This is a genomic window from Nocardia sp. NPDC005998 (genome assembly GCF_040614395.1).
GTDB lineage: Bacteria > Actinomycetota > Actinomycetes > Mycobacteriales > Mycobacteriaceae > Nocardia.
Window position 1 is genome coordinate 1 of record NZ_JBEXUI010000036.1, and the last position, 19,811, is coordinate 19,811.

Sequence of the window (19,811 nt, forward strand, 5' to 3'; positions counted from 1 at the left end):
CACCGGTCGAATACGAAGCCGACTACCATGCACTCCACGCCGAACAACCGGCTGGTGACAGATAAACCGGTGTGCATCGAATCCGGGGCGATTCATATCGAGTCGTGGTTGGGCACAGTGTGTGGTCTGTGTTGAGTTGGCGGTTCTTGTGCGGTGGTGGGGGGTTAGATCGGGAGCAGCATGTGGACGAGTTCGCCTAGTGAGACGCCGCCGGTGCCGAAGGCTGCTACTAGGGCGTAGGCGATTAGTGCGTCCTCGGTGGTGGGGTGTTGAAGCGGGGGTGGTGCGGTTGGTGGTGGTGGTGCCCACACTGTGTCGATGTGGTGGGTTCCGGTCAGTGTGAATTGGGCGAGGACGTGGTTGTCTTGGTTCTTTTGTTCGAGAACCAATGTGCTGGAGTGCAGGTTCGTTGGTATCAGGCGGAAAGTACTGCCGGGGATCTCGGCGATTGCTCGGTAGGTCCAGCGGCGGTAGAAGAGTCCGCGGCCGACGGTCAATCTGATGGGGCGATCGTTGATCGATGCCCGTAGCCGTTTGGCGTTGCGCGTGCCGATGGGGACGCGCTCGCGAGTGCGCGGGCCGATGCGCTCGATGGTCACCATGGTGGCATCGTCGAATACTGGTGTGGTGACCACTCTTTCGTCGGTCCGGGTGATCACGATCTTGCCGAAATGTTCGGTGTCGACTACGAAACGCTCTGGACTGATCAACAGGCTCCTTCGACGGTAACGAAACATCCTGCGGCGCTGGGGATCAGCCCGTCTTTTTGGCCTGCTCGCGGACCGAACCCGCCAATGCATTGGGCATCGGTTCGTGCCGCGCGTACGAGCGGGTGAAATCACCGGTGCCGTGCGAGAGCGAGCGCAGATCTATGGCGTAGCGGGTGAGTTCGAGTTCGGGCACCTCGGCATGGATGCGCGTGCGGCCGGTGCCGTGCGGTTCGGTGCCCAGTACCCGTCCGCGCCGTCCGGACAGATCGCTGAGCACCGGACCGACATAGTCGTCGGTTACCACTACCCACACTTCGGCGATCGGCTCGAGCAGGTCGATACCCGCGGCGGCCGCGGCCTCACGCAGTGCGAGTGCGCCAGCGGTCTGGAATGCGGCATCGGAAGAGTCGACCGAATGCGCCTTGCCGTCGAAGAGCGTGACGCGCATGTCGACCAGCGGATAACCGGCCGCCACCCCGCGTGCGGCCTGGGCGCGCACACCCTTTTCCACCGACGGAATGAATTGCCGCGGAACGACTCCGCCCACCACGCGGTCGACGAATTCGATGCCCGACCCGCCCGGCAGCGGCTCCACCTCGATCTCGCACACCGCGTACTGCCCGTGCCCGCCGGACTGTTTGACGTGCCTGCCCTTACCGGTTGCCTTGCCCGCGAATGTTTCCCGCAGCGCGACCTTGTGATCGACCACATCCACCTGCACACCGAACCTGGTGCGCAACCGCTCCAGCGCGACATCGCGGTGCGCCTCGCCCAGGCACCACAGCACGATCTGATGGGTATCCGGATTCTGCTCCAGCCGCACCGCGGGATCCTCGGCCGCCAGCCGGGACAGACCAGTGGAGAGTTTGTCCTCATCCGCCTTGCTGCGCGCGCGAATGGCGATGGGCAGCAGGGGATCCGGCATCCGCCAGGGTTCGATCAACAGCGGCGCGGCAGTGCCGGAGAGGGTGTCGCCGGTTTCCGCGCGACTCAGCTTGGTCACATAGGCGATATCACCGGCAATGGCCTGGCCGAGCGGGCGCTGCAGTTTGCCGAACGGTGCGGTGATGGCGCCGATGCGCTCGTCCACATCATGGCTTTCATGGCCGCGGTCCTCTAGTCCGTGACCGCAGACATGCACCGTATCGTCGGGGTGCAGGGTGCCGGAGAAGACGCGAACCAGCGAGACGCGCCCGACATACGGATCCGACGCCGTGCGGATCACCTCGGCCGCCAGCGCGCCGTCCGGATCGCAGTGCAGGGGGGTCGATGCGGAACCGTTGGTGGTGGTGATGGCCGAGACCGCGTGCTCGGACGGGGTGGGAAAGCCGCCGATGATCAGCTCCAGCAGTTCGACGGTGCCGAGGCCCTGCTTGGCGCCCTCCGGGGCGGGCGCGCCGAACAGCACGGGATGGAAGCTGCCCCGGGCGACCGCCCGCTCGAGGTCCGCCACCAGCGCGGCCAGCTCGATCTCCTCGCCGCCGAGATAGCGCTCCATCAGGGTTTCGTCTTCGCTCTCGGCGATAATGCCCTCGATCAGCCGGTTGCGCGCCTCTTCGAGCAGCGGCAGCTGATCCGAAGACGGTTCGCACTCGACCTCCTCCCCGGAGGAGTAGTCCGCGACGCAGTGCGGCAGCAGCTCGACCAGACCGGTGACCGGGCGGTGGCCGTCCGGCCCCTTCGGCCCGTACACCGGAAGGTGCAGCGGGAGGATATTTTCCGAGGAGCCGCCGCCGAGCACGATGCGGCAGGTCTCGGTCATCTCTTCGAAATCGGCGCGTGCGGTATCGAGATGGGTGATCACGATCGCCCGCGGCATCCCGACCGCCGCGCACTCCTCCCACAGCGCGCGCGTGGCACCGCTCACGCCCTCCGCACCCTCCGCCGCCGAGATGACGAACAGCGCCGCATCCGCCGCCCGCAGACCTGCCCGCAGCTCACCGACAAAATCGGCGTATCCGGGAGTATCCAGCAGATTGACCTTGATCCCGCGCCAGGCCATCGGCACCACCGACAGCTGCACCGATCGGTGCTGGCGGTGCTCGATCTCGTCATAATCCGATAGCGACGTCCCGTCCTCCACCCGGCCCGCGCGATTGACCGCGCCCGCCGTGAGCGCCAACGCCTCTACCAACGTGGTCTTACCCGACCCGCTGTGCCCGACCAGCACCACATTCCGGATGTCCTCCGGCCGCTGCGCCGTCACAGCCTTACCGTTGGTCCCTGCAGACGCACTCGCTTTCTCGACCATGTGTCTCGCTTTCTCGGTCGACACCTACGGTCCTTCGAGCTTCCCACCAGCGGTCGCCTCGCGTGCACAGATCGGGCGATCCGGTGTGTTCAGGTGCGCGTCGGATGGCGTGCATGTGGGGTTCAGGTCGGATTCGCACATGGTTTGTGCCCCGGAGGCAGGCGGTGCCCTTTCGGTGCTCAGCGATGCTCATGCCCCTCGTCTGATGCAGCGGCTTCACCTGCCCACGCGAGGGGAACGGCGGATTGTCGGCGTCGGATCGCCCAGGGGGACAGGGCCGTTGCCGTGACCATGCCGAAAAACCGGATGGAACCGATCGGCCTGTCGGTGCGTCAGTAGTAGGTGAATGACACAAGCCGAAGTTGTCGACGTGCGATTTGCACAGCGAGGGTTCTCGTCACCAGGGCGGTCGGCGAGTTGTAGGTGTGCAGTGGGAGGTGTTGATGACCGTATTCGATCCGAGTCGGGCGGCGGAGGATCTCGCGGAACTGGCGCAGGATTTCGAACGTCAGGCCAAACGGTACGAGGAGTTGCAGGGACGGATGACGGCGCTGGCGGTCACGGAGTCGAGCGCCGGTGGCCGGGTAAGCGTCACGGTGGACAGCAATGGCGTCCCCACCGCGATCACCCTGTCGACCAGTACCAGGGGCATGGCTCCGGCGACGGTATCGGCCGAGATCATGTCGTGTATGCGGCGGGCGCAGGCGAAGCTGCGCACCGATGTCGTCGAGCTCGTTCGGGACATGGTGGGCGACGATCCGGCAGGTGCCGCGATCGTCGAAGGCTTCACCCGCCGCTTTCCCGAGTCGAGCGAGACCGGTTCTGCGGAGCATTACGCGCCGCCCGCTGACGCCGCGCCGTCCGCGCAGTTGTCGTCGCAACCGGGGCCGACGCCACCGGCCCCATGGGAGTCGCCAGCGCCGACGCCACCGCCGCGCAACCGCAAACCCGACCGCGACCAGATCGTCACCCCGGATGAACCGGACCCGGAGGACGAGTACTACAACCGGAAATCCTGGCTGGTGTAACCATGGGCAACCCTGACGCTGTTTCGGTAGATCCAGACGAGGTTCGGGCACACGCCGAGAAGGTGAAAACACTCATGGAGAGTTTGACCTTGTCCCTGGAGGCGGCCACCTATCTCGGCAGTGCGGATGACGGCTTCGGCGCGATACCGCGGCCCTTCGTGAAGATGGTGCTCGACGACAACCACACCGACACCATCGCGGCGATTCGCAAACTCGCCGAGGACGTGTCGGTGTTACCCGACAAACTCGAGCTCGTCGCGGAGACATTCGACGAAAAGGACGGCGATTTCGGTAGGTCGCTGACGGGATTGCGCGCGACGATCGCCGCGACGAACGGAGGGGCGAATTGAGCACGCAAATCGGCAATTGGCTCAACGAGAACACTGTCGGTTTCAACGACCAGAGCAAGCCCGACAACCGGCTGATCGCCGACGGCACGGACTATCGGGATGAGTATTTCCAGGAAACGGCCTTCCTGTGGCATGACGTCGGCCTGAAACAGGATGCCGAGACCAAGCTCCCCGGGGTCTTGTCCGGCACTATCGCCGGTGATGCCTGGGAGGCCTATGCGAACCTGCGAAACGGCAAGACATTCGAGTCGATCACGGGTGGCGTCGCCGTTGGTGCGACCGTGGCGGACGCTTGCTACGACCCGTTCGGATTCGTCGGCGATCAGATCGCCGGGTGGATGCTCACCCATGTCGAGCCCTACCGGAAGACCCTGGACGCGCTTGCCGGAAACGACGAGATGGTGCAGGCGTATGCCACCACCTGGGCGAATATCGCCAAGGAGCTCACCGATATGAGCGCTACTTGGCAGCAGGGGGTGGCGGCCGATATCGCGACGTGGACCGGAAGCGCCGGAGACGCCTACCGTAACCGCGCCACGGATCTGATCGACCAGATCGCCGGAGCGGGCGGGGTGGCGGCCAGCCTCGGTGAGACCATGACGCTGGTATCGAAGATCGTCAAGGTGTTCCGGAAGTTGGTACAGGACATCCTGACCAGTCTGGCGGGCGCGCTGATCGGATATACGCTCGAAATCGCGTGCACCTTGGGCACCGGGATACCGCACGTGATCACCGCGGCGGTGGGGCGAATGGCCCGTGACGGTTTCAAGATTTCCGCACTGCTCACCGAAATGGCCGCGGCCTTCAAGGATGTGCACACACTCGCCCAAGCCGTCGCCGCGGTCGTCTACGCCCTTCTCGGCAAGGAAAACCAGCCTGCGCAGGCGTGACATCAGTCGGGCGGTGCGTGGGTGAGTTCCCGCGGGCCGTCGGCGCCGATCGAAAGAGAACTTTCTACCGTGAACTATGAGCAACGGCCCGTCCGGGCGTGCGGTGCGCCCGGGAACCCGCCGTCCACGCCGCACACTGGACCAGCTGGCGACGGTGGCCCGCACCAACGGTACCGGCACGCTGAGGCCATGCCGCACAATGCATTCCAGCCGAATGGGGCGCCCACGCCTCAGCACTACGCCCCTGTGCCGCAGCGATACGGCATGCTCGCACCGTACGTAACTCCGCCGCCGGATACGGTTGGTCCGCACGGGTTTCTGCTGAAATACGGAACCGCGCACGATCCGGTGGAAGCCTATCGTCCGGAAACGGGCGAACAGGGGATCCTCGTCCACACGGAGTACTACCGATGGTGGATCGTTGCGCCCGGTTTCGCAACGGCCGGGCCGCGAATCTTCGTGAACGGCAACGAAATACCGGATACCTTATGGGGGCGCACGTATCTGCCCGCGGCAGCCGGTCTCTATCATGTCGAAGTCCGCACGCACCGACCCAACTTCTTTTTCCGGCACTTCGTTTACCCGTGGTGGACCTCCGACACCCATCCCGCGGACACCGTGGTTCCGGTGGCCGCAGGACAGCAGACCCCGGTCTACTACCGCCCTGGCGCGACGCGCCGGATGCTCGGGGCGATCGGCCCAACACCCCCGCGGTGGCCCGGACTGCTCTGGATGAGGATCACGTCGGTGATCACCGCCGCGCTCATCGCATGGGTGCTGTTCGCCGTCCTGATAACCATCCTCGACTGATTCGTCGGGGCTTCCCCGATCGATCACAACCTCGGGTCAGGGCGATTGTCTCTGCTGGTAAGGGAGACAGCTTCTGGCGATCGCCCGTTGAACGACGCGGGTCCTCGCACATCCGGTCGGACGGTGTGCGAGGACCCGAGGCGGTCTGTAACGGGCTAGCTGCCGAAGCGCGCCAGTACGGAGCTGGCCTCTTGGGATGCGGTGCCCTCGGCGGCGAGATGGGCCATAGCGGGAGCGATTTCGCGGCCGTGGTGGGCCATGGCCTGGGCGTACAGGCGGCCCGCGCGGTAGGACGAGCGGACCAGCGGTCCGGCCATGACGCCAGCGAAACCGATCTCCTCGGCCATCCGGGAGTGCTCGACGAACTCCTCCGGCTTGACCCAGCGGTCGACCGGGTGGTGGCGGGGGGAGGGGCGCAGGTACTGGGTGATGGTGAGGATGTCGCAGCCCGCCTCGTGCAGGTCGCGCATTGCCTGGGTGATCTCTTCGGGGGTTTCGCCCATGCCGAGGATCAGGTTGGACTTGGTGACCAGGCCGTCTTCGCGGGCCGCGGTGAGCACGGCGAGCGAGCGCTCGTAGCGGAATGCCGGACGGATCCGCTTGAAGATGCGGGGCACCGTCTCCACATTGTGCGCGAGCACCTCCGGGCGCGTGGAGAAGACCTCGGCCAACTGCTCGGGGACCGCGTTGAAGTCGGGGATGAGCAGTTCGACGCCGGTGTTCGGATTCAAAGCCTTTATGGCACGGACGGTTTCGGCGTAGAGCCAGGCGCCGCCGTCCTCGAGATCGTCGCGTGCGACACCGGTGATGGTGGAGTAGCGCAGGCCCATTGCCTGGACGCTCTCGGCGACCCTGCGCGGCTCGTCGCGATCGAGTGCGGCGGGTTTGCCGGTGTCGATCTGGCAGAAGTCGCAGCGGCGGGTGCACTGCTCGCCGCCGATGAGGAAGGTGGCCTCACGGTCTTCCCAGCATTCGAAGATATTGGGACAGCCCGCCTCCTCACACACCGTGTGCAGGCCCTCGCGTTTCACCAGGCCCTTGAGTTCGGTGTACTCGGGGCCCATCTTCGCTCGGGTCCGAATCCATTGAGGCTTGCGCTCGATCGGGGTCTCCGCGTTGCGCGCCTCGATGCGTAGCAGTTTGCGTCCTGCCGGTGCTGAAGCTGAGGTCACTCGATCGACCTTACGCCCTGCCCGATTGCGCAGCCCGACGCAGTCCGCCCATAGCCCGCGCGGGGCCCAGCCACTCGCTCATTCGGAGGTGGCGGGCGGTCCGGCCGGTGTGACGCGGGCGATATCGCGGGCGGTCACCGGGAGTTCGCCATTGAGCGCGCGGATGATCGCATCGGCCACGAGCGGCTTCACCTCGGCCACCGTCACCTCACGGCCGAGCTCGCGAGTCAGGGTGGTGACACCAGCGTCGCGGATGCCGCAGGGGACGATCGCCTGGAAGCCGTCGAGGGCGGAATTACAGTTGAGCGAAATGCCGTGCAACGCGACGCCCTGCTGGACCCGCACGCCGATCTGGGCGACCTTGCGTTCGGAGAAGAGTTCGGTGGCGGGCAGCCAGACACCGGAACGCCCTTCGACACGGCCGCAGTCCAGGCCGAGATCGGTGCATACGGTGATCAGGGCCTCTTCGAGCCTGCGCACATACTGGACGACATCCACCGGCTCGGCCAGCCGCACGATCGGATAGCCGACGAGCTGGCCGGGACCGTGCCAGGTGATCTTGCCGCCGCGATCGACCTGCACCACCGGACTGCCATCGATCGGCAGATCCTCGGCCTCGGTGCGGCGGCCAGCCGTGTACACCGACGGATGCTCCAGCAGGAGCAGATGGTCCGATCCCTGACCCTGGGCCCGCTGCGCGGCGATCGACCGCTGGAGTTCCCAGGCGCTGTGGTAATCGATGAGTCCGAGATCCTCGACCACGATCGGGGTCGTATCGAATCGGGCGGACCAGGTGGTGCGCGTGTCGTTCACACCGATGACGGTACGCCCAGAGTTACATCCGAGTGAACCGGCCTGGTTGTGTTGGATGCCACAGGGTAGCCAGGTTTACTTTCGAGAACCTGAGCATCGCCGCAGGATTCAGTCGCCCTCGACCGGCAGTGTCAGCTGCATCAGTGTCAGATCCATCCAGCGGCCGAATTTGCGGCCCACTTCCGGCAGTTCGCCGACGGTGCGGAAGTCGAAGCGCTCGTGCAGTGCGATCGAACCGGTATTGCTGGATTCGATGGCGGCGACCATGGCGTGTACCGTGCCCGTCCGGCGTGCACGCTCGATCAACTCGGTGAGCAGGGCGCTCGCGATGCCGCGACGCTGGAATCGATCGGCGATATAGACCGAATTCTCCACGGTGAAGCGGTAGCCCGAGCGGGTCCGCCACGGACCGTAGCTGGCGTAACCAGCGACCTCGCCCTCGATTTCGGCGACCAGGATGGGTAATCCGGCGGCCGTGCGGTCGCGGAACCAGGCGAGTCGATCGTCGAGATCGACCTGCTCATGGTCCCAGATGGCGGTGGAGGTGGCGATATTCGCGTTGTGGATGTCGAGGACCTCCGGCAGATCGCCTTCGTGCGCGTCACGAATGACTGTGGCAGGCCGGGTTTCTAGCTCGGTCATCGATCTACTCCATTGCGGCGCTGGATAATTGGGGGCGCTGGGCATTTGTGGGCGCTGGATCGTGGGCGCATCGGCTCACCGTGGTAGTCGGTGCGTGGTCGCCGCGCCGGCCCGGCCTCATCGATCCCCATCGTGGCCGAGGGAAGCCGCGAGCGCGGCACCGATGGTCTGATGCTGGAACGGATAACCCGCTTCCTCCAGCACAGTCGGAATCGCCCGCGGCCCGTGCAGAATCGCCTCTTCGGCGAATTCACCGATCAGCGCGCGCAATGCGAACGCGGGCACCACAAATGGCGTCGGCCGGTGCAGAATGCGGCCGAGCGCGCGATTGAATTCGGCATTGGTGACCGGCGCCGGGCCGACCGCATTGATCGGCCCGGAAATGCTGTCGTTGGTGATCGCGAAGACGATCGCGCCGATCTCGTCGGCCATCGAGATCCACGGCGTGTACTGGCGACCGTTACCCAGTCGGCCGCCGAGACCGAGCGAGTACAGCGGCTGCAACATGCCGAGCATGCCGCCGCCGTGCGACAGCACCACGGCACTGCGCAGCAATACCGTGCGCACGCCCGCGTCGATGGCGGGCTTGGTGGCGGCCTCCCAATCCCGGCACAGGGTGGCGAGGAAACCCGTTCCCGCCGGGGCGGTTTCGTCGACCACCCGACTGCCGGTCGCGCCGCCGTAGAAGTGCACGCCGCTGGCATTCACCAGCACCGGCACGCCCGCGGCGGCGACCGCGTTGGACAGGACGTCGGTCGGGGTGATTCGGCTGTCGCGCAGCTCCTGTTTGTAGCTGCCGTTCCAGCGCCGTCGTCCGATGCCCGCCCCGCAGAGGTTGACCACCGCGTCGGCGCCCCGCAGGGCCCGCTCGTCCAGATCGGCGCGAGCGGGATCCCAGCGATATTCGTCCGGCGCGTTGGGGGTACGGCGTACCAATCGGGCGACGTCGTGCCCGTCGCGGCGCAATGCCGCGACGAGTGCCGTTCCGATCAGCCCGGACGAACCGGCGATCACCACCTTCATACGGGACAGACGACCTTCCGATTACAGGCCGAGATCGGCCTCGAACGCCGCTTCCTCGAGCCGGTGCCGGATCGTGGTCAGGAAGCGACCGGCGTCCGCGCCGTCGATGAGGCGGTGATCGTAGGTGAGCGGCAGGTAGCACATCGACCGCACACCGATGGACTCGTTGCCGGTCTCATCGGTGACCACCACCGGACGCTTGACGATCGCACCCGTGCCGAGCATGCCCGCCTGCGGCGGAACCAGGATCGGGGTGTCGAACAGCGCGCCCTGGCTGCCGATATTGGTAATGGTGAAGGTGCCACCGGCCAGCTCGTCCGGCTTGAGTCCGCCGGTGCGGGCGCGGTTGGCGATATCGGCGATGGCGCGGGCCAGTCCGGCCAGCGACAGATCGCTGGCGTTGTGGATCACCGGGGACAGCAGACCCTGCTCGGTGTCGACGGCGATGCCGAGGTGCACCGAGGCGTGGTAGGTGATCTCCTTGGTGGCCTCGTCGTAACTGGCGTTCACATTCGGGTGCACGCCGAGCGCCTCGACGACCGCCTTGGCGAAGAACGGCAGGAACGTCAGGTTGACGCCCTCGCGGTCCTTGAACGCGGCCTTGGCCTGGCTGCGCAGGGCCGCGATCTTGGTGACATCCGCCTCGTGCACCTGGGTCAGCTGCGCGGTGGTCTGCAGCGATTCCCTGGTCTTGGTCGCGGTGATCTGCCGGATGCGACTCGCCTTCTGCACGGTGCCGCGCAGATGCGCGAGCTGCGACGGGACGGCGGGCGCGGGGGCCTTTGCGACCGGTGCGGCGGCCGCGGCAGGGGCGGGTGCGGCGGCGGGAGCCTGCCTGGCCTCCACAGCGGCGAGCACATCCTGCTTGCGGATGCGCCCACCGACACCGGAGCCGGTGATGCTGGCGAGGTTGACGCTGTTCTCCTCGGCCAGCTTGCGCACCAGCGGAGTGACGTACGGGGTCGCGCCATTGCCGGAGGGCTCCTGAGCCGGAGCAGTCGCGACCGGAGCCGGTGCGGGCTTGGGCGCGGGGGCGGGTGCGGCAGGGGCCGGTGCGGCGGGCGCCGGCGCGGGCGCGGCGGCCGCAGGGGCCGGTGCCGGAGCAGGTGCGGCGGGGGCAGGAGCGGGAGCAGGGGCAGCCGGAGCCGGAGCCGGGGCCGGGGCCGCAGGGGCGGGGGCCGGTGCGGCGGCCGCGGGGGCACCACTGCCGATCACGCCGAGCTGTCCACCGACGGCGACGACATCGTCTTCCTGCGCGGAGATCTCCAGCAGGGTGCCCGCGACGGGCGACGGGATCTCGGTATCGACCTTATCGGTGGAGACCTCGAGCAGCGGCTCATCGACGGCGACCTGGTCACCGACCTGCTTGAGCCAGCGGGTGACGGTGCCCTCGGTGACCGACTCACCGAGTTCCGGCATCTTGACCGGGGTGCCGGACGCGGCGGCGGGGGCGGGTGCGGCAGGAGCCGCGGGTGCGGGTGCGGGGGCCGCGGCGGCGACCGGCGCGGGGGCCGGTTCCGGGGCGGGCGCGGGGGCCGGGGCGGGTGCCGGCGCGGCTGCCGGCGCAGGTGCGGCGGCGGGCGCGGGCGCCTCACCGGCTTCGCTGATCACCCCGAGCTCACCACCGACCTCGACGACATCGTCTTCCTGCGCGACGATCTTCGACAACACACCCGCCGTCGGGGACGGGATCTCGGTGTCGACCTTATCGGTGGAGACTTCGAGCAGTGGCTCGTCGACCTCGACCGTGTCTCCTTCCTGCTTCAGCCACCTGGTCACCGTTCCCTCGGTGACGCTCTCACCAAGAGCGGGCATCTGGACGGAGAAGGCCATGTCCGTTGACTCCTCTGACTGCTCGACGGGTTCTACAACAGTTGATCTCTCTGCGGGCGCCCACCGCCGGTCGCGGCGAAAGCCCGAAAGCCACCGATCATTGTGCGTGGCACCGGAGATCTGTGCGGTTCTTGTACCGCGATCCATCCTTGCACTCGCTCGCGAGACGTGTAGCACAGGGCAGCGAACTGCGGTGGGCTGGCAAGATGGGATGACGGGCGCTGAGCGCCCGATCGCATGTGAAAGGAGGTCGGCGTCGTTGGGTTTGCTGGATCGTTTCCGGAGCGGCGCGGCCCGGGGTGGCAGCGGTTTACGTGGGGGAATGGGCAGTGGTGCGGATGCTCGCTATCTCGCCGAGTGGGTACGCACCCATACCGGGGTCGAAGGCTACGTAGAACCCAAGACGACGGTGACCGATGTCACTGTCGTGTTGGTCGCGGCCGACGGCGAATGGACGCGCCGGGTCGTCGGCGAACGCGGAGCGCAACGACTAGCCGGTGATTTGCGGGTCCCCGTCTACGACGTTCGCAAAACCGGATATCCACAACGGATGCGTGATTACGACGCGCGCAAGCGGATCGAGCGCCAGCGGGCGCTGGAACGCGATCTGGGCGAGCTCTAGCGACTGTTCGTTTCGTTCAATTTGTTCTCGGCGGGAAGACCGCCGTGGCGCAACCGGCTCCCCCGCAGTGGAGTTCGAGCCACTGGCGACCGGCGGCGCGGAGCCCGTCGCGGCGATCCGCGACGGGCATTCCGTGCGTTGTCGAGCCGCGGTGGTTACTCCGATGCGTCCGACAGATCCTCGGCCGCGATGTCTTCGATCACCGAGACCAGCGTGCGCACCGGAACCCCGGTGCCGCCCTTACCGATGTAGCCGAAGGGGCCGCCGGTGTTGTAGGCCGGGCCCGCGACATCCAGATGCGCCCACTGCACGCCTTCCGGGACGAACTCCTTGAGGAAGATCGCCGCCGAGAGCATGCCGCCCCAACGGTGCGGTGCGACATTGGCCAGATCGGCGACCTTGGAGTTCAGGTCGGCCCGCAGTTCGGTGGGAAGCGGCATGGCCCAGCCGTTTTCGCCCGCCAGCCGGGAGATGCGGGCGACGCGGTCGCGGAAGTCGTCGGTGCCCATGACGCCGGGGGTGCGGGTGCCGAGCGCGACCATCTGGGCACCGGTCAGGGTGGCGACGTCGATGAGGTAGTCCGGCTCGTCCTCGCTCGCGCGCACGATCGCGTCGGCCAGGATGAGACGGCCCTCGGCATCGGTGTTCAGCACCTCGACGGTCTTGCCGCCATACTGGGTGAGCACATCGCCGGGGCGCTGGGCGGTGGCCGATGGCATGTTCTCCGCCATCGGGACGGTCGCGATCACGGTGACCGGCAGCTCGAGCTTGGCCGCGGCGACGGTAGCCGCGATGACCGCGGCGGCGCCCGCCATATCCGAGGTCATATTCTCCATATTCGCGGCCGGCTTGATCGAGATACCGCCGGTGTCGAAGGTGATGCCCTTGCCGATCAGGGCGACCTTCTTCTTATCGCCGCCGCGATAGGTCAGGCGGACCAGTCGGGGCGGGCGCGATGAGCCCTTGCCGACGCCGAGCACACCGCCGTAGCCACCGTCGGCGAGTTCCTGATCGTCGAGCACCTCCACCTGCAGACCGGCGGCTTCGCCGAGAGTCTTTGCGCGGGCGGCGAATTCGGCGGGGTACAGGTGGCTAGGTGGGGTATTGACGAAATCACGTGCGGTGGCGATCGATTCTGCGACCACCCAGTCGTGCTCGAAACCCTTGCGATAGGACGCGCTCGGATCGCCGACCAGCAGCTCGACCTTGCGCACCGGCTGCTCATCCGGTTTGCCGTTGGCGCTCTCGGTTTTGAACGCGGTGAATGTGTACGCGCCGAGGAAGAACCCCTCGGCGGTCGGGCCGATGCCGCCCTCCAGACCCGACAGCGTGGTCACGGCCCGACCGACACCGGTCAGCGAGCGTGCGGCCACACCGGCCGAGCGGCGGATCTGCTCGGCATCGATCTTGTCCGCGGCGCCGAGTCCGACGGCGAGCACACTCTTCGCGCTCAGACCGGCGGGCGCCGGAATCCGGGTCAGTTCCTCGGCCTTGCCCTTCGCGCCGACGGCGCGCAGCTGTTCCTGAAGCGCGGCGCGCACCTCCGCGGTGAGGATGTTGTCGACGAAGTCGTCCTCCAGGGTGGCGATCGTCGGGCCGTCGTCACCGGACACCAATCCGATCACCAGGACGTCGGTGTCAGGGCCGATGATGTCGACCAAGTCCAGTTCCGGTCCGAGCGAGCGATCTGCAACAGCGGTCATGGGCACAGGTTACTGGGCAGACGCGCCGCTATCCCGTCGAGGAGCAGTTGGAGGCCGGTATCGAGCAGGACGGTGAAGTCCGGTTCGGGACCGGCGGAGTAGTTGAGCGTGGCCCGTAGGTCCGCCGATGTCGTTGGTGCGGGCGCACTTTCGACCAGCACGAGTTCGGTTGTCGCTGGCAACCCCTGCATACCCTATCTACATTGGCGAATGCAGACCGTTCACGGCGAGAGGATTGCGCTATGGGGACCGATTCGACCGTTCGACAGGCGACTGTGGTGGATCGTGATCCGCTGATCGCCGCATTCGCCGCGGCCGCCATTGATGAGGCGGTGGCCGCGTGGATACTGCACGGCCATTCCGCCGATCGGTTCCTCGCGGGCTGGGTGCCCGACCTCATCGACAAGGCGCTGCGCGAGGACGAGATCTGGATCGCCGAGGCAGATGACGGAATCCGAACCGTATCGCTGTGGCAGACCGTCACTTCCGTCGACCGTTACGCGGCCGAGGCCGCCGAACTCCGGGCGGCCGCCGATGCCGCCCCCGAGGTCTCGGTGCTGCGCCGCTCGGCCTATGTGACCGGCCTGCTCGCCAGGGAACATCCGCGCGCATTCCCGCACCGCTACCTCCAGGTGATCGTGACGGTGCCGGAGCATCGCGGAAAGGGTGCGGGCGGCGCCGTCCTCACCGACCGGCTGGGGGCCGCATCCGAGGCGAGCATTCCGGCATTTCTGGAGGCCAGTACGGAACGATCGGCCCGGCTCTACACGCGCATGGGATTTGTGCGCGAAGGGCGGACCCACACCCTACCGGAGGACGGCCCGACACTGATTCCAATGTGGTTCCGCGGCTGATCGAGTTCGGCCTGGCCAGCAGGCGAGTACCAGCCCCAGGGGCGGACGACGCCGGGCTAAGCTCGCCGGGTGACCGAGACGAATCTGCTGCAGGGCCCGATCCATGACGTCCATGTCGAGCTCGGGGCGAAGTTCGCGCCGTTCGGCGGGTGGCAGATGCCGGTGTCGTACGCGGGGACGGTCGGCGAGCATCAGGCGGTGCGCACGACCGTCGGCCTGTTCGATGTGAGCCATCTCGGCAAGGCGACGGTCCGCGGCGCGGGTGCGGCGGCGTTCGTGAATTCGGCGCTCACCAATGATCTCGGCCGGATCCGGCCGGGCAAGGCGCAGTACACGCTGTGCTGCGCGCCCGACGGTGGCGTGATCGACGATCTGATCGCCTACTACGTCAGCGATGACGAGATCTTCCTGGTGCCCAATGCCGCCAACACCGCGGCCGTCGTCGCCGAGTTGCAGAAGGTCGCCCCCGAGGGCATCACGGTGACCGATGAGCACCGCGACTACGGCGTGTTCGCGGTGCAGGGACCGCGTTCGACGGAGGTGCTCACCGCGCTCGGGCTGCCGACCGATATGGAGTACATGGCCTACGCCGACGCCGACTGGGACGGGCGCCGGGTGCGGGTCTGCCGGACCGGATACACCGGCGAACACGGTTATGAGCTGCTGCCGCGTTGGGCCGATGCCGAGCCGTTGTTCCGCGCGCTCGTCGAGCAGGTCCGCGCACAGGACGGACAGCCAGCCGGTCTCGGCGCACGCGATACGTTGCGCACCGAAATGGGTTACCCGCTGCACGGACATGAACTGTCCCTCGAGATTTCGCCGGTGCAGGCACGCTGCGGGTGGGCGGTCGGCTGGAAGAAGCCCGAGTTCTGGGGCAAGGACGCACTGGAACAGGAGAAATCGGCGGGGCCGCGGCGAATCCTGTTGGGACTCAGGGCACTCGACCGGGGCGTGCTGCGGCAGGGACAGTCCGTATTGCGCGACGGCGTACCCGTCGGCGAAACGACCTCTGGCACGTTCTCGCCCACGCTGCAGATCGGCATCGCCCTGGCTCTGTTCGATACCGAGGCGGGCATCGAACCAGGTGCGCAGGTCGAGGTCGACGTCCGCGGCCGCCACCTGCGCTGTGCGGTCATCCGTCCGCCGTTTGTCCAGGTCCGCACGTCCTGATCGGGGCTTGTCGAACACGCGCACCGCGGCGCGACGGCGCCGGATAGGATCAGGCGCATGACGATCGCCGCACAGTTCACCCGTGTTCCGCATCCCGCGCCCACTCCGGCGCAGCGGGTACAGGAGATTCTGGCGGCACCTGGTTTCGGGCGCTTCTTCACCGACCACATGGTTTCCATCGACTACACCGAGGGCGAGGGTTGGGGCAATGCCCGCGTCGAGCCGTACGGTCCGTTGCCGCTGGATCCGGCGACCATGGTGTTCCACTACGGTCAGGCCATCTTCGAAGGGCTGAAGGCCTACCGTCAGCACGACGGCAGCATCTCCTGTTTCCGCATCGACGCGAATGCCACGCGCTTCCGCAAGTCCGCGCGCCGGATGGCGATGGCGGAACTGCCGGAGGAACTATTCATCGAATCCGTGCGTCAACTGCTCGAGGTCGACAGCGACTGGGTGCCCGCGGCCGGTGGTGAGGAGTCGCTGTACCTGCGGCCGTTCATGTTTGCCACCGAGGCCGGACTCGGCGTGAAGCCCGCCTCCGCCTACAAGTACCTGCTGCTGGGTTCGCCTGCGGGCGCGTACTTCCCGCGCGGTGTGAAGCCGGTGCGGGTCTGGCTGTCCACCGAATACGTGCGCGCGGCACCGGGCGGCACCGGCGAGGCGAAGGTCGCCGGCAATTACGCGGCCTCGCTGCTCGCCCAGGCGCAGGCCTCGGAGAAGGGGTGCGATCAGGTCGTCTGGCTCGACGCCTGCGAGCGGCGCTACGTCGAGGAGATGGGCACCAACAACCTGTTCTTCGTCTTCGGTTCCGGCTCCGAGGCGCGCCTGGTCACCCCCGAACTGTCCGGTTCGCTGCTGCCCGGTATCACCCGCGACTCGCTGCTCACCCTCGCCGCCGATTCGGGTTACGTGGTCGAGCAGCGCAAGGTTTCGGTCGAGGAGTGGCGCAAGGGCGCCGAATCCGGAGAGATCACCGAGGTTTTCGCATGCGGGACCGCCGCGGTGATCACCCCCGTCGGCTGGGTTCGCTCCGCCGACGGCGAATTCTCCATCGGCGGTGGCGAACCCGGTGAGGTCACCATGGCGCTGCGCGATACGTTGACCGGTATCCAGCGCGGCACCTTCGCCGACATCCACGGGTGGATGCGCGGCATGTAGGTGGCCTCGGTGGTCAGCTGGGCATGAACATGCGCCATTCCTCCAGGGTCTGCGGCCGCATGACGTAGTTGCTCTCCTTGACCGAGGACAGGGTCGCGGAGGGTTCCTCGGAGTACCAGTGGCCCGGATAGACGACCGGGTCGCCGGACAGGTTCGCGAGATAGCGCAGGCTCCGGAACATTTCGTCGGAGTCACCGCCGGGGAAGTCGGTGCGGCCGCAGCCGTCGACGAAGAGTGTGTCGCCCGCGATGAGGCGATTGTCGAATAGGAAGCACTGGCTGCCCGGCGTGTGGCCGGGGGTGTGCAGCAGTTCGATATCGAACGCGCCGACGCCGACCTTGTCGCCGTGCTCGTGTCCGGTGAGTTCACTCGGTGCGATGCCGGTGACATTGGCCACCCAGGACAGCTCCTTGGCATTGACGTGCACCGGAACGCTGGTCTTCTCGAGCAGTTCCCGAACCCCGCGCAGGGTGAATCCGAGCATGGTCCCGCCGACATGATCCGGATGGTGATGGGTGGCGAGCACCCCCGTCAGCCGCAGTCCGTCGCCCTCGGCGATATCGACCAGGTCCCCGGCCGCATACGCCGGATCCACCACCACACACTCTCCGGTCTCCCGGTCGCCGATCAAATAGGCGAAGTTCCGCATCTGTGTCGCGATCGGATCACCCACGGCGAAGTCCCGACCCGATAACAGCTGACGAAAGTAGAGGCGCTCGGAAGACATACCGCCCACCTTATTGCCCGACCCAGACAATGCGCGCACCACGCCAGCTATCTCCTGGTGAGGGGTGCGCGGGCGCGGTTGCGGGCATGTGCTTGTTCGACGCGGCGAGGCCGCTGGACGAGTGGCCAGTTGGCGCCGGTACGCGGCGTATGGGTCAGGTGCCCAGCGATAGTCCTGCGGCCGTGATCGCAACGGAAATCTCGAGTGTCGCGCCGAGGATATCGCCGGAGAGGCCGCCGAAGCGGCGCGTGGAATGTCGGACCAGCAGGGCCGAAATGCCGAGGGCGACAAGGACAACGAGCGGACCGAGCCAGCGGTGCTCCGGGACTGTGCAGGCGCTGGCGATAAGGGCCAGCGCCACCCAGAGCGCGATGGTGACCGGGCGCTGCGTGCCTGCGACCAGTGCGCCGAAGCCCGTGTCGGGCGCGGCATCGATGCCGCGGCGACAGGCGAGCACCACCGCGACCCGGCCGACGGCCACCGCGAGCACCACCGCGAACCAGCGATCGGCCTGCGCCAGCCCGGCGAACGAAAACGCTTGGATCCCAACGGCGAATACGATCGCGGCCACCCCGAACGGCCCGGCCCCACCACTCTTCATGACCTGCCGGGCCCGCTCGGGCGAACCGTAGGACCCCAACCCGTCCATGGTGTCGGCCAGCCCATCCACATGCATCCCCCGAGTGATCAGCGCCGATCCGGCAACCACAACCAGCCCCGCGAGCGGTGCACTCGCCCCGGCCCACACCAGCAGCCAGAGCACCCCGGCAGCAGCCCCGCCCAGCCCGGCCCCCACCAATGGCGCCAGTGCAATCGCCCGCCCGGCCGCCCCACGATCGACACTGTCCGGCCCCTGCACCGGCAGTACCGTCAGCCAGGAGACCGCAAGCCGCAAACCGGCCACCTGCCTATTTCCGCAGGTCCGGTTGCCCGGTCGCGTCGGCGATGCTGGTCCCGGCTTCGGCTTCGGCTTCGGCTTCGGCTTCGGTGGCCGAATCGGCGGTGCTCACACCGGCTTCCGCGAAGGTTGCCATTTCGGCGAGGGTGGCGACAGCGGCGCGAAGGATGGGGAGGGCGGTGAGGGCGCCGGAGCCTTCGCCGAGGCGCATGTCGAGGTCGAGGAGGGGCTCGAGGCGCAAGTGGCGTAGCGCGAGGGTGTGGGCGGGTTCGGTGGAGCGGTGGCCCGCGAGCCACCAGGCGCTGGCACCCGCTGCCAGGTCCTCGGCGACCAGAGCCGCTGCCGTGACCACCACACCGTCGAGAATGACAGGGGTGCGGCGGAGCGCGGCTTGGGCGAGGAAGCCCGCCATGGCGGCGAAATCGGCGCCCGCGGCCACGCGCAGCAGCTCGACCGGATCCTTGGCAACCGGGCGGGCACGGCGCATGGCATCGCGGATCGCGGCCACCTTGCGGACCCAGCCCGCATCGTCCACGCCGGTGCCGCGGCCGACGGCGGCGATCGGCTCGGTATCGGTGAGGGTCGCGATGAGTACGGTCGCCGGAGTGGTGTTGCCGATGCCCATATCGCCCGCGATCAGCAGGTCGGCGCCCCCGTCGATCTCCTCGTCGGCGATCGCCGTGCCCGCTGCCAGTGCCGCTCGGATCTCCTCATCGCTGAGCGCGTCCTCGCGGTCGATCGCCCCGCTGGACCGGCGCACCTTGTGCGCGGCGACCCGCGCGTCGGTATCGGCGTCGACGGAGATATCGACGACGCGCACGGTCGCGCCTGCCACCCCGGCCAGCGTATTCACCGCCGCCCCGCCGCCGAGGAAATTGGCGACCATCTGCGCGGTCACCTCACTCGGGTACGCCGAAACGCCATGACGCGCAACGCCGTGATCCCCGGCGAACACCACCACCCGCGCCCGCTCGAATTGCTTCGGTGGGCATACCCCCTGGCACGCCGACACCCAATTTCCGAGCGTTTCCAGCCGCCCGAGCGCGCCACCGGGTTTGGTCAGCTGTGCCTGCCGCTGCTCCGCCGCCGTCCGAATTCCCGCGTCGGGTGGCGTAACCGGTCCGAATCCGTCTGTCACTATCGAGCCTTTCCGGGTC

At 67.4% G+C, this 19,811-nt stretch carries 20 protein-coding genes; 8 read left to right on the forward strand and 12 right to left on the reverse strand.

Translation table 11 applies throughout. From position 1 onward, the window contains the following. Nucleotides 1-164: 164 nt before the first annotated feature. On the reverse strand, nt 165-710 hold the full coding sequence (locus ABZ293_RS33030) for a hypothetical protein (protein ID WP_355187122.1): 546 nt from the start codon (nt 708-710) through the stop codon (nt 165-167). Between the two features lie 43 nt (nt 711-753). After that, nucleotides 754-2,961: an elongation factor G-like protein EF-G2 gene (locus tag ABZ293_RS33035; protein WP_355187124.1), complete on the reverse strand. Its 2,208-nt coding sequence runs from the start codon at nt 2,959-2,961 to the stop codon at nt 754-756. A gap of 443 nt (nt 2,962-3,404) precedes the next feature. Between ABZ293_RS33035 and ABZ293_RS33040 the strand changes: the two genes are divergently transcribed. From ABZ293_RS33040 to ABZ293_RS33055, 4 genes are all read left to right on the forward strand, one after another. Then, the gene (locus ABZ293_RS33040; RefSeq protein WP_355187126.1) at nt 3,405-3,989 is read left to right on the forward strand and encodes a YbaB/EbfC family nucleoid-associated protein; all 585 of its coding nucleotides are present in this window, start codon (nt 3,405-3,407) and stop codon (nt 3,987-3,989) included. 2 nt (nt 3,990-3,991) lie between these two features. Next, nucleotides 3,992-4,339: a type VII secretion target gene (locus ABZ293_RS33045; protein ID WP_355187127.1), complete on the forward strand. Its 348-nt coding sequence runs from the start codon at nt 3,992-3,994 to the stop codon at nt 4,337-4,339. Further along, entirely contained in the window at nt 4,336-5,229 is an 894-nt protein-coding gene (locus tag ABZ293_RS33050) for a hypothetical protein (protein WP_355187129.1), read from the forward strand. The genes ABZ293_RS33045 and ABZ293_RS33050 overlap by 4 nt, the downstream gene beginning before the upstream one ends. 189 nt (nt 5,230-5,418) lie before the next feature. Further along, on the forward strand, nt 5,419-6,039 hold the full coding sequence (locus tag ABZ293_RS33055) for a hypothetical protein (RefSeq protein ID WP_355187131.1): 621 nt from the start codon (nt 5,419-5,421) through the stop codon (nt 6,037-6,039). 155 nt (nt 6,040-6,194) lie between these two features. Here the strand turns inward: ABZ293_RS33055 and lipA are convergent, their stop codons facing one another. From lipA to sucB, 5 genes are all read right to left on the reverse strand, one after another. Next, nucleotides 6,195-7,211, reverse strand: a complete 1,017-nt coding sequence (lipA, locus tag ABZ293_RS33060; RefSeq protein ID WP_355187133.1) for a lipoyl synthase — start codon at nt 7,209-7,211, stop codon at nt 6,195-6,197. Between the two features lie 78 nt (nt 7,212-7,289). Beyond that, nucleotides 7,290-8,024: a lipoyl(octanoyl) transferase LipB gene (gene lipB, locus ABZ293_RS33065; protein WP_355187135.1), complete on the reverse strand. Its 735-nt coding sequence runs from the start codon at nt 8,022-8,024 to the stop codon at nt 7,290-7,292. Nucleotides 8,025-8,132: 108 nt separating this feature from the next. After that, entirely contained in the window at nt 8,133-8,666 is a 534-nt protein-coding gene (locus ABZ293_RS33070) for an N-acetyltransferase family protein (protein WP_355187136.1), read from the reverse strand. 117 nt (nt 8,667-8,783) lie between these two features. Continuing rightward, nucleotides 8,784-9,689 carry a TIGR01777 family oxidoreductase gene (locus ABZ293_RS33075; protein WP_355187138.1) on the reverse strand — a complete coding sequence of 302 codons (906 nt, stop codon included), beginning with the start codon at nt 9,687-9,689 and terminating at the stop codon, nt 8,784-8,786. Between the two features lie 21 nt (nt 9,690-9,710). Beyond that, nucleotides 9,711-11,522 (reverse strand): 2-oxoglutarate dehydrogenase, E2 component, dihydrolipoamide succinyltransferase, encoded by a 1,812-nt coding sequence (gene sucB, locus ABZ293_RS33080; RefSeq protein ID WP_355187140.1) that lies wholly within the window; start codon nt 11,520-11,522, stop codon nt 9,711-9,713. A 259-nt stretch (nt 11,523-11,781) separates the two neighbouring features. Here sucB and ABZ293_RS33085 point away from each other — a divergent pair, with 259 nt between their 5' ends. Beyond that, nucleotides 11,782-12,144 carry an oxidoreductase gene (locus tag ABZ293_RS33085; RefSeq protein ID WP_355187142.1) on the forward strand — a complete coding sequence of 121 codons (363 nt, stop codon included), beginning with the start codon at nt 11,782-11,784 and terminating at the stop codon, nt 12,142-12,144. Nucleotides 12,145-12,299: 155 nt separating this feature from the next. On the opposite strand, the gene ABZ293_RS33090 is transcribed toward ABZ293_RS33085, so the two are convergent. Both ABZ293_RS33090 and ABZ293_RS33095 read right to left on the reverse strand, forming a co-directional pair. Then, nucleotides 12,300-13,847, reverse strand: a complete 1,548-nt coding sequence (locus ABZ293_RS33090; RefSeq protein ID WP_355187144.1) for a leucyl aminopeptidase — start codon at nt 13,845-13,847, stop codon at nt 12,300-12,302. Beyond that, nucleotides 13,844-14,029 (reverse strand): hypothetical protein, encoded by a 186-nt coding sequence (locus ABZ293_RS33095; protein WP_355187146.1) that lies wholly within the window; start codon nt 14,027-14,029, stop codon nt 13,844-13,846. Before ABZ293_RS33095 ends, ABZ293_RS33090 begins: the two co-directional genes overlap by 4 nt. A gap of 60 nt (nt 14,030-14,089) precedes the next feature. Between ABZ293_RS33095 and ABZ293_RS33100 the strand changes: the two genes are divergently transcribed. The 3 genes from ABZ293_RS33100 to ABZ293_RS33110 all read left to right on the forward strand — a co-directional run bounded on the left by ABZ293_RS33100 (nt 14,090) and on the right by ABZ293_RS33110 (nt 17,029). Beyond that, complete coding sequence (locus tag ABZ293_RS33100; protein WP_355187148.1) at nt 14,090-14,701, forward strand: GNAT family N-acetyltransferase; 612 nt, start codon at nt 14,090-14,092, stop codon at nt 14,699-14,701. 69 nt (nt 14,702-14,770) lie between these two features. Further along, complete coding sequence (gene gcvT, locus ABZ293_RS33105) at nt 14,771-15,871, forward strand: glycine cleavage system aminomethyltransferase GcvT (protein ID WP_355187150.1); 1,101 nt, start codon at nt 14,771-14,773, stop codon at nt 15,869-15,871. Nucleotides 15,872-15,928: 57 nt separating this feature from the next. Next, nucleotides 15,929-17,029 carry a branched-chain amino acid aminotransferase gene (locus ABZ293_RS33110; protein WP_355187152.1) on the forward strand — a complete coding sequence of 367 codons (1,101 nt, stop codon included), beginning with the start codon at nt 15,929-15,931 and terminating at the stop codon, nt 17,027-17,029. 13 nt (nt 17,030-17,042) lie between these two features. Here the strand turns inward: ABZ293_RS33110 and ABZ293_RS33115 are convergent, their stop codons facing one another. The 3 genes from ABZ293_RS33115 to cobT all read right to left on the reverse strand — a co-directional run bounded on the left by ABZ293_RS33115 (nt 17,043) and on the right by cobT (nt 19,792). Beyond that, a complete protein-coding gene (locus ABZ293_RS33115; protein ID WP_355187154.1) occupies nt 17,043-17,756 on the reverse strand; it encodes an MBL fold metallo-hydrolase in 714 nt (237 codons plus the stop codon). A gap of 154 nt (nt 17,757-17,910) precedes the next feature. Then, nucleotides 17,911-18,660, reverse strand: a complete 750-nt coding sequence (locus ABZ293_RS33120; protein WP_355187155.1) for an adenosylcobinamide-GDP ribazoletransferase — start codon at nt 18,658-18,660, stop codon at nt 17,911-17,913. Between the two features lie 4 nt (nt 18,661-18,664). Next, nucleotides 18,665-19,792 carry a nicotinate-nucleotide--dimethylbenzimidazole phosphoribosyltransferase gene (gene cobT / locus ABZ293_RS33125; RefSeq protein ID WP_355187160.1) on the reverse strand — a complete coding sequence of 376 codons (1,128 nt, stop codon included), beginning with the start codon at nt 19,790-19,792 and terminating at the stop codon, nt 18,665-18,667. Nucleotides 19,793-19,811: the final 19 nt, after the last annotated feature.

Bases quoted from the DNA above. Each gene is read 5' to 3' on its own strand.
- ABZ293_RS33090 (WP_355187144.1), bottom strand. From the start codon at position 13,847: ATGACCGCTGTTGCAGATCGCTCGCTCGGACCGGAACTGGACTTGGTC.
- ABZ293_RS33075 (WP_355187138.1), bottom strand. From the start codon at position 9,689: ATGAAGGTGGTGATCGCCGGTTCGTCCGGGCTGATCGGAACGGCACTC.
- ABZ293_RS33040 (WP_355187126.1), top strand. From the start codon at position 3,405: ATGACCGTATTCGATCCGAGTCGGGCGGCGGAGGATCTCGCGGAACTG.
- ABZ293_RS33035 (WP_355187124.1), bottom strand. From the start codon at position 2,961: ATGGTCGAGAAAGCGAGTGCGTCTGCAGGGACCAACGGTAAGGCTGTG.
- ABZ293_RS33070 (WP_355187136.1), bottom strand. From the start codon at position 8,666: ATGACCGAGCTAGAAACCCGGCCTGCCACAGTCATTCGTGACGCGCAC.
- ABZ293_RS33055 (WP_355187131.1), top strand. From the start codon at position 5,419: ATGCCGCACAATGCATTCCAGCCGAATGGGGCGCCCACGCCTCAGCAC.
- sucB (WP_355187140.1), bottom strand. From the start codon at position 11,522: ATGGCCTTCTCCGTCCAGATGCCCGCTCTTGGTGAGAGCGTCACCGAG.
- ABZ293_RS33115 (WP_355187154.1), bottom strand. From the start codon at position 17,756: ATGTCTTCCGAGCGCCTCTACTTTCGTCAGCTGTTATCGGGTCGGGAC.
- ABZ293_RS33110 (WP_355187152.1), top strand. From the start codon at position 15,929: ATGACGATCGCCGCACAGTTCACCCGTGTTCCGCATCCCGCGCCCACT.
- ABZ293_RS33045 (WP_355187127.1), top strand. From the start codon at position 3,992: ATGGGCAACCCTGACGCTGTTTCGGTAGATCCAGACGAGGTTCGGGCA.
- ABZ293_RS33100 (WP_355187148.1), top strand. From the start codon at position 14,090: ATGGGGACCGATTCGACCGTTCGACAGGCGACTGTGGTGGATCGTGAT.